Raw genomic sequence first — 11,574 nt, 5'->3', positions numbered from 1 at the left:
GTGGGAAGTCGGCGGGGCCGACTTCCCACTCCACCACCACCGCCCCCGCCGTCCCCGCGCTACCGGTTGAGCTCCGGGCCGACCGCCGCGACGACCTCGGGGTCCAGGGTCCCGGCGCCCTGGGTGAGGAGCCAGCGTTCCAGGGCCCGTCCGGGGTCGTGCAGGCGGCGCGGCGGGCCGTCGGGGGTGTGCACGGTGACCAGGCCGCCGGAGACGGTGATCGCGGGGACGGTGTCGTGCGGGCCGGCCAGGACGCGCAGGCCCCGGTAGCCGAGGCCGTCGCGCGGCTGCGCGTCCCCGGTCGCCGGGGTCAGTGCCGCGATCCGGTGCGTCAGCTCGTCGGCGGTGGCGGGCCGCAGGGGGAAGCGCGGGTTGGGGCGTCCGCTGTAGAGGTCGACCTCGACGATCACCGCCGGCCCCGCGGTGCTGGTCAGTTGATCCTCTGCCGCTGGCTGTTGCAGCCGTAGAAGTAGCCGCAGAAGATCGTGTAGGGGCCGCGGTCGGCGGTTTCCGGGTCGTAGATCACGTTCCCGCTGTTGTCGTAGTTGCGGGCCGCCGTCCCGCCCGGCTTGTGGCCCCAGAAGCCTTCCTTCTGCTTGCGGTACCAGTGGTAGTCGCCGCCGCCGGGGATGACGACCAGGGCGACCAGGGGGCGGGGTGCCTCGCTGTCGGGGAAGCAGTCGAAGCGGTGGTGCATGCCGTCGCACAGCGCCGCGCGGGTCACTTCCTCGCAGGTGATCTGGGTGTACATGCTGCCGCAGCCGCGGCCGGGCTGCGCGAAGGTGTTGGTGCGCCAGTTGCTGGCGTAGTTGTAGCAGTTGTTGTTGTAGAGGACGTTCGGGTCGTTGTTCCAGAATCCGGGGTTGAACGCGGTGACCTCGATCGTGCAGGTGACCTTGGCGCTCTCCTGCTTGCCGGCGCCGGCCGGCTCGGCCCGGTCCTGCCGGGAGGTCCGGACGCTGCTCGCCAGCTGTCCGCGCAGGAACTCCTGGAAGGACGGGTCGAGGGGCTGTGTGGGCCCGGCGAGCGTGGCGGGGGCCGGGCTCCAGTGCGCGAGGGTGATCAGCTGCTCGGCGACCTCGGCGGTGCGCCCGGCGGGTGCCTGCGGCCCGGCCGGGAGGTAGAGGCGGGAGTCCACGTCGAAGTCGCGCGCGAGTTCGTCGTCGAAGGTCTCCAGCCAGAACCCCCGCAGTCCCAGGGGGCCGGCGGGCGGTTCGGAGGACCGGGGGTCCGCGAAGAGTGTCCGGTCCCGTGTCAGTTCCCGCAGGGCGGTGCGCGCCTGTGCCGCGTCGGTGATGTCCGCGACGGGATTGGGCCGGCCGGAGTAGACGTCCGCGGTGATTCTCAGCATGGGTCCCTGTCTCCTTGGACGAGCGCTGGTTGGGGGGTTCGGGCGGCTTCGGCGGGCTGCTGCGCCTGCGGATGCGCCCGTCCGATGCGAGGGGCCGGGGCGGCGGCCGTGCCGCGTCGGTGCGGAGTCCGCCTCCCCTACCCGGCCCGGTGCGGCCGTTTCTACACGTCCGGCCGCGGGCCGCGGGCCCGCCGCGCGACGGCGGCGGGCGGATGTCGTCCCAGCGGTTCAATGCCGCGCGGCCGGCACCCGGTGGGGCCGGCGCGCGACGGGGCGGGTGCGTCGGCGCAGCGGGACGGGGCCGCCGGCGGATGAGGTGGCGGCGCGGGTACGGGGGTCCGGGTTCCGGTGCGGGCCTTCGGGGGCGGGGACGGCGGTGTTCGAGGACAGGTTCCCGGTTCCCCGGTACCCCGGTGTCCGCGGTGGGTCGGGGCCCGGGCCGACGGACGGGCCTGGGGCGCGTTCGGCACCGTGCCGATCTGCTTCGGCCCCGGACGCGGGGCCGCTCAGGCTCTGACCCGCGCCGGCGCCGGCACCCCCACGCGGGCCGCCGGCGGCACCGGCGGCGGGTGGGCGTGTCGGTCCCACCTGGGAGAATGCCCGGCATGGCAGCCCCCTCCCCCGCCTCCCGCCTGATCACGCAAGCGGCCCGTGACGTCCTGCGTCCCCTCGGGCTGCGCCGACGCGGACGATCACGGACATGGATCGACGACCACGGCTGGTGGCTGGGCGTGGTGGAGTTCCAGCCGTCGAGCTGGAGTCAGGGCTCCTACCTCAACACCGCGGTGATGTGGCTGTGGCAGGACAGCGACCACCTGGAGTTCCACGTCGGCGGCCGGGAGGCCGGCCACGAGCCGTTCGAGGACGAGGCACAGTTCACGCCCCTCGCGACGGGCCTCGCCCGGAGGGGCGCCGAGCGGATCACCGAGTACCGCGCCCGGTTCGTGGACCTGCCGAGCACGGCCCGGCACCTGACGGCCGTCCCCGCCCGGCGCGGCAACCTCTGGGACAACTACCACGCCGGCATCGCCGCCGGTCTCACCGGCGACGCCGACACGGCCCGCGACCGGCTCACCCGGGCCGTCCAGCGGCTGTCCGGCACGGACGTCCCCTGGATGGTCCGGGCCCACCGGAACGCCCTGGACCTGCGCGACCTGGCCGAGGACACCGACGCCGTCCATGCCTGGGCGGCCGAACGGACCGCCTCGTGCCGGGGCAAGCTGAAGCTCGGACCGCCGCCGGCCCGGATCCCCGAGGGCCTCCTCCTGTCGTGAGGGCCTCGCCCCTCACCGGCCCGCCGCAGCCGCCCGCTCAGGACCGGGCGGGCTCGACCGGGCGGACGGCTCCGACGGCAGCGCCGGCGGCACCGACGACGCGCAGGGCACGGTCGGCGGTCTCCCGGTTCTCGCCGACGGGGGCGACGTAGTCGAGGACGGCCCGCGCGGCGTCCTCCCCGAGGGTGCGGGTGATCACCCAGGTCGCGAGGTACTGGGAGGCCAGGCAGCCGCCCGCCGTGGCGATGTTCCCCTCGGCGTGGAAGGGCGCGTCCAGCACGGTGACACCCCGGGCCTCGACGAACGGGCGACTCGTCAGATCCGTGCAGGCCGGCATCGCACCCAGCAGACCGAGATGGGCCAGCACCAGCGCCCCGGAACACTGCGAGCCGATCAACTGGCGCGACGGGTCCAGCGGCAGCCGGGCCAGCAACGGGGCATCGGCGACCACGTCACGCGTCCGCACCCCGCTGCCGATCAGCACCACGTCGGCCTCGGTGACGAACTCGAGCGGCCGCTGCCCGCCGACCTCCACCCCGTTCATCGAGGTCACCCGCGGCGTCGGCGTCGTGATGAAGGCCTCCAGCCCGTCCTTGCGGCAGCGGTTGATCAGCGCGGAGGCGATGAAACTGTCGAGCTCGTTGAACCCGTCGAAGGTCACCACGGCTACCTGCACCATCACAACTCCCTCATATGGCATCGGACGTCCGGCTGCGCCCAGTGTCCCGCGCGCCACCCCCATCCGCGGCCCCGCCGCAGCTGCGGGCGGACACCCCCGGCCCCGGAGGCCCCCGAGGCCCCCGAGGCCCGAGCCGACTCCCCGACGGTCCGGGCGCAGCACGGCGGCGGTGGGGGCGGGGTTCAGACGGCGACGAAGCGGCGGTCGCCGTCAACGGCGAGGATGCGGCCGAAGCGCACGCCGGGGAAGTGGGCGGCGGTGAGGAGGGCCCGCCGCCTCGGCGGCCCCCGGCGGGGGACCCGCTCCGTCCCTCCACCGCAACGACCCCGCCGTACCGCTCGGACCGTCGTGGTGTCTGTTCCCTGGGCACGGGGGCGTGTTGTACAGGTGTTGCGGTGAGCGTGGCGGCAGGGTCGGGCATAGTAGCGTCGTGTACGTGAAGTCGCGCCCACGGCGCGGTCTTTGGCCATCGAACGGACGGGGGTCGAGTGTTGGGAAGGGGTGGTGGGTGTGGGACGGGCACGCGTGGCGGCGCGGGTGATCGTGCACCCTGGTGTGGAGGACGTGAGCGTCCAGCAGGTACTGGAGGCGCTCGCTGATCCGGCCCGCAGGACGGTGGTGCGCACGCTCGCGCACTCCGGAGCCGATCTCAGCTGCGGTTCCTTCGACCTGCCGGTGGGGCGTTCGACCTCCAGCCACCACTTCAGCGTGCTGCGCGAGGCGGGCCTGCTGCGCCAGTACTACGTGGGCACCACCAAGATGAACGCGCTGCGCAGCGAGGAGTTGGAGCAGCGGTTCCCCGGCCTCCTGACGGCGGTGGTGGCCGCCGCCGACGCGGAGGCCGAACAAGCCCCCAGGGTGCGGGGCGCGTGAGGCGCGTGGGGGTGTGGGGGTGAGCCGGTAGCCGGTGGTGAGGACGGTCTTGCCGGCCATGGTGCGGGTGGTGGCCTGGACGTAGCGGCGGGCCTCGGCGATGGTGCCGAGGCCCTCGGCGACGCGTTCCAACGCCGGGGACGAGCGGGCCGCGGGCCCGGCCCGCGGTGGTGAACGCGCGGGCACGGTGCCCGCGGCCCGGGGCCCCACTGGGGCCAGACCCCGGCGCCAGCCCGACCCCGGCGCCTGCCGGATCCGGGGCCCGCGGGCCCCGTTGGCACCCGGGCCGACCTGCCACCGGGAACACCCCGCCCCGGTGGGGCGGACGCGGGGCGTAGGCTTGCCGTCCGTGATCGACAGTGGGGACCTGGACCAGGGCTGGGACAGCACGCGCCGGTGGGTGGAGGGGCATCTCGCGCCCGGTGAGCACATCACCGCGGAGAGCGCGCTCAAGGGCGGGTGGACGTCGCGGATGCGCCGCCTGGACATCGAACGCCCCGGCGGCGGTGGCCCGTTGACGCCGTACGCGCTGGTGCTGCGTTCGTTCGTCAAGCCCTTCTACCGCCGCCACGCGCCGGGCCTGCTGGCCCGCGAGGCGGCGGTGCTGCGCCTGTTGGAGGGCAGCGGCATCCCGGCGGCACGGCTGGTCGCGGTGGACGCGGCCGGGGCGGTGTGCGAACACCCGTCGCTGGTGATGACCCACCTGTCCGGCCGTGTGCGCGTGGCCGAGGACGGCGACAGCGACGCGCGCGCCGACCTGCTGGCCGCGCAACTGGCCGCCGTGCACGCCCTGACGGTCGACGAGCGGGACCGGCCGCGCACCTGGCAGGCCTGGACGGCCCCCGAGCGGGTGGCGGTACCCGGGGACACCACCCGCAGGCGGCTGTGGGAACGGGCCGTGGAGGTGATCGACGGCGAGGTACCCGCGTACCGCGGATGCTTCCTGCACCGCGACTTCCACCCCGGCAACGTGCTGTTCACCGGCACGGGCACCGACCTGGCCGTCACCGGGGTGGTCGACTGGGTGGAGACCTCCTGGGGACCGGCCGACCTGGACGTCGCCCACTGCGCCACCGCCCTGGCCCTGCTGCACGGCCCCGAGGCGGGCCTGGCCTTCGCCGACCGCTACACCGCCGCCGGCGGCCGCGAACTCGCCGAAGGCCGCGCACACCTGTACTGGCGGCTGCTGGACGCCCTCGCCTTCGCCCCCGACGCGCAGAAGGTCGCCGAGCCCTGGCGCGAACTGGGCCGCACCGACCTGACACCCGCCGTATTGACCGGGCGCCTGGAGGACTACCTGCAGGCCCTGTTCGACCGCTACGCCTGACCACCACCGGGAGAAACGCGCAACAAGACCGCCCGGAGGACCACAGTCACACGCCTGGTCCGGTCACAGCCCCGGGATCCCGGTCCGCCGCGCGTACAGCTCGGAGCGGACCAGTTCGAGGAGCCGCCCTGTCCAGTGCGACCGACAGGGCCCGGCAGGCGTGGGCGACGGAGGGGTGGCCGGCCTCCCCCACGGTGATCGGGGCGGGGTAGTCGTTGCGCAGGCCGACCTTGCCGGGTCGTCCACCGGCTCCTTCGGAAACGTCTGGTGGACGTGGACCGCCGGAGCATGCGACGCCACCGGTCCGTCCGCGGGGACGCGCGCGGGCCGCTCGGCCCTCCGGCGGGCCCGCTCCTCGAAGTACACGAGGGCTTCGTCGTAGTCCTTCTGCGTGACCGTTCCGTCGAACGACAGGGAGGTCCGGCCTCCGGGCCCTGCCACCAGCACCCGCAGCGGCCGGTCGGGGGGTGCTGGGCCGAGGGTGTCGGCGCGTTCCGGGCGCGCTCGACAGGCCCCGAACCGGTCTTGAGGAGACGTGAGACCGCCCGCCGACGCCGTTTCCCCGACCGCTCCGGGGCGGACCGAAGACCCGCACCTGCTGCGCCCCGCCGGTTCGACGGGGCGCAGTGTGCGGCCGGCGTCCTCGACGGGCCGGACCGGGCCGGGGGTTCGGGGTGGGTGAGGGGGTGGGTCAGGGCGTGGGGGTGGGGTGGGGCTGGTCCGGCCGGTCCTGCTGGGTCTGGGTCTGGGTCTGGTCGGGGTTGCGGTCGAGGCGGCGGCGCAGGAGGACGGCGGTGAGGGCGGCTGCGGCGAGGGCGGCGCCGGCCAGGGGCAGGTGGCGGGGGCCAGTGGTGGTGACGAGGGTTCCGCCGACAGTGGTGCCGAGGGTGATGCCGAGGTTGGAGAAGGAGATGAAGAGGCTGTTGCCGAACTCGGGGGCGTCGGTGGCGTCGCGGGCGAGCCAGGCCTGGGTGACGGCCAGGCCGCCGGAGTGGACGGCGCCCCAGATCAGGACGGTGGCGAGCATGGGGCCGGGGTGGGGGCCGGCGGCGTCGAGGAGGAGGTAGAGGGCGAGGTAGAGGAGCGGGTAGGCGGTGACGGTGCGTACGGGGGCGCGTTCCAGCAGGCGGCCGAAGACGGGGTTACCGGCGGTCATGACGACGCCGAAGGCCATCAGGGCGGGTCCGGTGAGGGAGGTGTCGAGGCCGGTGACGTTCTGCAGGTATTCGGCGATGTACCCGTAGCCGCAGAACATGGCGGCGAAGACCAGGGTGACGGCGGCGACGGACAGCCACAGCCGACCCCGGCGCAGGATACCCAACTGGCCACCGTAGGTGGGTCGTTCGGTGTCGGGTAGGTCGGGGAAGAAGGCGAGGACGCCGGCGCAGGCGAGGAGGTTGAGGGCGGCGGCGCTCCAGAACGCGACGGGCAGGTGGAAGTGGTCGGCGAGGTAGGAGGTGAGGGGGACGCCGAACGCGAAGCCGGCACTGACGCCGGCGAAGACGGTGGTGGCGGCGCGTGCGGCCTTGGCGGGCGGGGCGAGGCGGGTGGCGGCGGTGAGGGCGAGGGCGAAGAAGACGGGGTGGAACAGGGCGGGCAGGATCCGCAGGGCGAGGACGAGGGGGAAGCAGTCGCTGAGCGCGTAGAGCGCGTTGGAGGCGGCGAAGACGGCAAGTGCCGTGGCCAGGACGGTTTTTCGGCGCAGTCGGGAGGCGATCAGGACACCGACGGGTCCGGTGACGGCGACGGTGAGGGCGAAGGATCCTACGAGCCATCCGGCGGTGGCGGGGGCCACGTGCAGGCGTTCGGCCAGAGCGGGCAGGACGCCGACGACGCCCATCTCGGTGGTGATGATGCCGAACACGCCCAGGGCCAGGACCGGGACGGCCAGGACATGGGGGGCGGCAGCGGTGCGGTGCACGACAGACCTCCAGTGGATACACAAATCTAGATAGTTGGATGCGTTTGGCCAAAAGAAAACGAGGGCGCACCGGGGCGCCCCCGCACGAAAGAAGGGGGTGACGACGGACGGGTGGATGTGACGGGTGCGCGGGCAGTACGCGCGAACGGGTCAGAGTTCGTCGCGCACGTACGCGGCGAAGGCGGCGATGGTCTCCTCGTTGCGCCGGTAGAAGGTCCACTTGCCGACGCGTTCGGACTCCAACAGCCCGGCCTCGCGCAGGATCTGCAGGTAGCCGGAGACCACCGACTGGGCCAGCCCCGAGCGCTCCCGGATGTCGGTGACGCACACGCCGATGTGGAAGCCGACACCGCGCTCGCGGTAGTACGCCTCGTCGAAGTACCGCTCGGGGGTCTTGAGCCAGCGCAGGAAGTCCGCACGCGCGGGGTTGGCGAGCGCCTTGTGCACGGCCAGCGGATCCAGATCCACCGCACAGCCTCCTTCCCGAAGCCCGACCCCTCGCCGGACGCATCTAATATTCTGGATATGACTCAGGGTGTCAAGACAGCCCAGGACACGGCACGGCAGGGCGCGCCGGGACAGCCCGGCCGCACCCACCGGACAGGGGTGCCGGCCCATGGAGACGGGCAGCGGGAGCGGGCAGCGGGCGGGGCCGGGGTGCGCCGGGTGGCGTGCGACCTTAGGGCGTGGCCGCGCGGGTGGCGCGGCGACGCGCCGGTGGTTCACCCCGACGAGTGATTGTGACGCTGTGCACATCAGTGGACACTCTGGGTATCCGGAGAGCTCGTGGGGGGCTCTCCCGGCGCAAGGAGAGCCGTCATGGCCGCAAACGAACCCACCGCCTCCCAGGTCCCGCAGATCGCGGGCAGTCTGCAGTCCGCCGGCCAGGACCAGCACCTCGCGGCCATCGGCGGCAACGTCGCTGCCGTGTGGCGGGGCTGGGTGACCTGGAGCCCGGGCAACGGGACGTTCAACCTGCAGATCCCGTGGAACGTCATCGGGATCGACTCGACGGTCGTCATCACGGCCTCCGAGATCGACTCCAACGGGAACCGGTTCGTCGGCGGCGCGCCCTTCCAGGTGTCGAGCATCGCCCCGGGCAACGGCGTGGTGACCTTCAAGATCAGCATCGGCTGGAACAGCCCGCTGCCGATGCGCACCGACATCCTGGTCTTCAACTGACCGCTCCCGCCGGGCCGGTGACCGCACTGCCACGGTGACGGCCGGCGCCCCGCTCACCCCGTCGCGTCCGTGGGTCCGCCCGCGCACGCCGCGGGGTGCGCCCATGTCCGGGCCGTCCACACAGGGAACCGACCGCGAGCGGCACGCCCCCGGCCCGGGGCCGCCGGGCCCCGGGCCGCGAACGACAGGCGGCGCACGGCGGTTGCCGAGGGGCCGGGGGTGCGGGCCGGGAGCGGGTCAGTCGTCGGCGGCGACCAGGAGCGTGACGGCGGCCGAGGCCCGGTCGATGAGGACCAGCTCGTGGAAGTCGGTGTGGACGGGCCCGTAGTCGTGGCGGGCGTCCTCGGGAGGATGCACCAGCAGGTAACGGGCGTCGGCACGGCGCAGTGGGGCGTGGACCTCCCGTTCCAGCCGCGCGCGCAGCGTGGGCGGGACCGGGCCGTGCTGCAGCACCCATGCCTCTATGAGGTCCACCGCCGCGGGCGCCGGCACGGGCGTGTAGGTATCGGGGGTGATCCGCTCCAGCCACCACTGGCCGTGCCGCGGCCGGTCCAGGGGCCCGGCCCCGTCATAGGTGTCCCGGAACTGCGGATGCGCGATCAGCCCGGCCAGCACATCCCGGTCACCCGCACCCTCGCCCAGCCCGAAACGCTTGATGTCGACCCACCGGAAAGCGTGCCGCTGTTCCTCGAAACCGAAGTCCCCGAAGTCGAGCAACATCCGCTCCAGGTGGACGAGTTCCGCCGTGGTCTCCATGCACCGCATCGTAGGCGTCCCGGCGGCACGCCTCCACCCCCACCCCCGCACGCACCACCGACCCGACCCCGCAGCACTGACAGCCGCCGAACACGACGGACCCGGAACACGGCGGGCCCGGAACACCGACGGCCACGGGATACGGCGGGCCGGAGCGCGGCGGCCCCGGAGTACAGCGGGTTCAGGCCTGGGCGGGGGCCCCGTCCGGGGCGGGGGTGCGCACGACGGCGTCCAGGGCCGGGGCGATGACGGCGAAACAGTTCTCCGTCAGCACCGCGACGTCCACCGCGCCACCGTCCGTACCGGCGTCCGTACCGGCGTCCGTGCCGGCGGCGCTCCAGCGCTGCAGGACCGTGTGGAACGCCGCCAGCGCCATGTCCGCGGCCAGCCGCGGATACAGCTCGCGCCCGGCGTCCATGCCCAGCCGCCCGGCGAGCTCCACGGCGAGATCGTCGCGCCACTGCGCCTGGCGCTCCAGGAAGCGGGCGAGCAGAGCGGGGGTCGACAGGACCAGCCGCACCACCTTGCGGGCCCGTTCCTCGTGCCCGGCGCAGTCCTCGACGCACCGCCACACCGCGTGCCGCAACGCCAGCGAAGGCACCTCCTCCGCCGGACGGGCGGCCAGCTCCTCGCACATGGCGGCACCGAGCGCGCCCAGGAACTGGACCACCACGTCTTCCTTGGACGCGAAGTACCGGAAGAACGTCCGCTTCGACACACCCGCGGCCGTGGCGATCTCGTCCACCGTCACGGCATCGAACCCACCGTCCGCCAGGAGATCCAACGCCGCGCGGGTCAACTCGTCGGCGACGAGCTGACGCTTGCGCTGGGCCAGGGACACGGCAGATCGGGAAGTCACCACCCCATCCTAGCCCCCACGCCACATTCGCCACCAAGAGACAGCCTTGACACTTGGTGCCATCAAGGGCAGCGTGAGTCACATGACACCGGACAACCCGACCCCCGACCTCACCCCCGACCTCACCCCCGACCCCGACCTCCACGGACGAGTCTTCGTCGTCACCGGCGCCACCAGCGGCCTCGGCCTGGCGACCACCACCGCCCTCGCCCGCCGCGGCGCCCACGTCGTCCTCGCCGTACGCAACGAAGCCAAAGGCCACCACACCACCGCCCACCTCAAGACCCACCTACCCGACGCCCGCCTCGACGTCCGCCACCTCGACCTCGCCGACCCCCACTCCGTCCACGCCTTCGCCCAACACCTGCGCGACCACGGCCCCCACCCCGACGTCCTGATCAACAACGCCGGCGTCATGGCACCCCCACGCACGCTCACCCCCGACGGCCACGAACTCCAACTCGCCGTCAACCACCTCGGCCACTTCGCCCTCACCGCCCACCTCATCGACCTCCTCACCCACGGCCGCGACCCCCGCATCGTCACCGTCACCTCCGCCAACCACCGCCGCGCCCGCATCGACTTCGACGACCTCACCGGCGAGCGCACCTACTCCCCCATGGGCCACTACAACCAGTCCAAACTCGCCAACGCGGTCTTCGCCCTCGAACTCCACCGCCGCCTCACCGCCAGCCACAACCCCGTCCGCAGCCTCCTCGCCCACCCCGGCTACGCCGCCACCCACCTCCCCCACACCACCGCCACCACCCCCACGCGCCTCCTCTACGGCCACCTCCTCCGCCCCCTCGCCCAGCCCCCCGCACGCGGCGCGCAACCACAACTCCACGCCGCCACCGCACCCGACGCACAAAGCGGCGAACTCTACGCACCCCGCGGCATCGCCGAACTCCGCGGCACCCCGGCCCGGAGCACGCCGGCACCCCGCGCACTCGATCCGGCGCTGGGACAACGACTCTGGGACGTCTCCCAGGACCTCACCGGCATCCCCTTCACCCTCCCCAACGCCAACACCAACACCGCCTGACCCCACCCCAAACCAGGACCGCGACCGCGCCAGGCAGGACCGGGCAGGGCAGGCCCCTGGGGGCCGGGGGGCAAGAGGCCGCTACCGCCCGGGCCGGGCCGGCCCCGAGGCGCTCGAGGCAGTTCCCGCTCGGGCCCCGATCCCACCCCGTGGAGTCGCCGTACCCCCGAACCGCCCCGGGGCCGTCCCGGGCCCGAGCCGGGTGACCGGTCCGGTGGCCGCCCCCTGGCGGGGGCCGGGGCGGGCAGTAGGATCAACGGCGTTGCATCCCGTACACCGCCGCTAGGAGGCTTTTCATGGCTCAGGT

12 protein-coding genes are annotated in these 11,574 nt (G+C 73.6%); 5 read left to right on the top strand and 7 right to left on the bottom strand.

Annotation, left to right across the window (positions count from 1 at the left end; all coding sequences use genetic code 11):
• Positions 1-59 precede the first annotated feature (59 nt).
• Together ABZ449_RS38940 and ABZ449_RS38935 are read right to left on the bottom strand one after the other, a co-directional pair.
• Positions 60-410, bottom strand: a complete 351-nt coding sequence (locus ABZ449_RS38940) for a hypothetical protein (protein WP_360355984.1) — start codon at positions 408-410, stop codon at positions 60-62.
• A gap of 20 nt (positions 411-430) precedes the next feature.
• On the bottom strand, positions 431-1,351 hold the full coding sequence (locus ABZ449_RS38935; RefSeq protein WP_360355981.1) for a hypothetical protein: 921 nt from the start codon (positions 1,349-1,351) through the stop codon (positions 431-433).
• Between the two features lie 605 nt (positions 1,352-1,956).
• On the opposite strand from ABZ449_RS38935, the gene ABZ449_RS38930 reads away from it, so the two are divergent.
• A complete protein-coding gene (locus ABZ449_RS38930) occupies positions 1,957-2,625 on the top strand; it encodes a hypothetical protein (protein ID WP_360355979.1) in 669 nt (222 codons plus the stop codon).
• Between the two features lie 37 nt (positions 2,626-2,662).
• On the opposite strand, the gene ABZ449_RS38925 is transcribed toward ABZ449_RS38930, so the two are convergent.
• Entirely contained in the window at positions 2,663-3,304 is a 642-nt protein-coding gene (locus ABZ449_RS38925; protein WP_360355976.1) for an AraC family transcriptional regulator, read from the bottom strand.
• 510 nt (positions 3,305-3,814) lie between these two features.
• Here ABZ449_RS38925 and ABZ449_RS38920 point away from each other — a divergent pair.
• Together ABZ449_RS38920 and ABZ449_RS38915 are read left to right on the top strand one after the other, a co-directional pair.
• Positions 3,815-4,177: a transcriptional regulator gene (locus ABZ449_RS38920; protein ID WP_360355974.1), complete on the top strand. Its 363-nt coding sequence runs from the start codon at positions 3,815-3,817 to the stop codon at positions 4,175-4,177.
• A gap of 349 nt (positions 4,178-4,526) precedes the next feature.
• Positions 4,527-5,504: an aminoglycoside phosphotransferase family protein gene (locus ABZ449_RS38915; protein ID WP_360355972.1), complete on the top strand. Its 978-nt coding sequence runs from the start codon at positions 4,527-4,529 to the stop codon at positions 5,502-5,504.
• A 691-nt stretch (positions 5,505-6,195) separates the two neighbouring features.
• Here ABZ449_RS38915 and ABZ449_RS38910 read toward each other — a convergent pair.
• Positions 6,196-7,425, bottom strand: a complete 1,230-nt coding sequence (locus ABZ449_RS38910) for an MFS transporter (RefSeq protein WP_360355969.1) — start codon at positions 7,423-7,425, stop codon at positions 6,196-6,198.
• A 150-nt stretch (positions 7,426-7,575) separates the two neighbouring features.
• Positions 7,576-7,893: a helix-turn-helix transcriptional regulator gene (locus ABZ449_RS38905; protein ID WP_360355966.1), complete on the bottom strand. Its 318-nt coding sequence runs from the start codon at positions 7,891-7,893 to the stop codon at positions 7,576-7,578.
• Positions 7,894-8,244: 351 nt separating this feature from the next.
• Here ABZ449_RS38905 and ABZ449_RS38900 point away from each other — a divergent pair, with 351 nt between their 5' ends.
• Positions 8,245-8,607: a hypothetical protein gene (locus ABZ449_RS38900; protein ID WP_360355963.1), complete on the top strand. Its 363-nt coding sequence runs from the start codon at positions 8,245-8,247 to the stop codon at positions 8,605-8,607.
• A gap of 237 nt (positions 8,608-8,844) precedes the next feature.
• Here the strand turns inward: ABZ449_RS38900 and ABZ449_RS38895 are convergent, their stop codons facing one another.
• Complete coding sequence (locus ABZ449_RS38895; RefSeq protein WP_360355960.1) at positions 8,845-9,363, bottom strand: hypothetical protein; 519 nt, start codon at positions 9,361-9,363, stop codon at positions 8,845-8,847.
• 181 nt (positions 9,364-9,544) lie between these two features.
• The gene (locus ABZ449_RS38890) at positions 9,545-10,222 is read right to left on the bottom strand and encodes a TetR family transcriptional regulator (RefSeq protein ID WP_360355959.1); all 678 of its coding nucleotides are present in this window, start codon (positions 10,220-10,222) and stop codon (positions 9,545-9,547) included.
• 82 nt (positions 10,223-10,304) lie between these two features.
• On the opposite strand from ABZ449_RS38890, the gene ABZ449_RS38885 reads away from it, so the two are divergent.
• Positions 10,305-11,267 carry an oxidoreductase gene (locus ABZ449_RS38885; RefSeq protein WP_360355956.1) on the top strand — a complete coding sequence of 321 codons (963 nt, stop codon included), beginning with the start codon at positions 10,305-10,307 and terminating at the stop codon, positions 11,265-11,267.
• The last annotated feature ends 307 nt before the right edge of the window (positions 11,268-11,574 follow it).

Origin of the sequence: Kitasatospora sp. NPDC005856, from assembly GCF_040629945.1 — a bacterium.
Classification (GTDB): domain Bacteria; phylum Actinomycetota; class Actinomycetes; order Streptomycetales; family Streptomycetaceae; genus Kitasatospora.
This window is presented reverse-complemented; position numbering and strand designations above follow the sequence as displayed.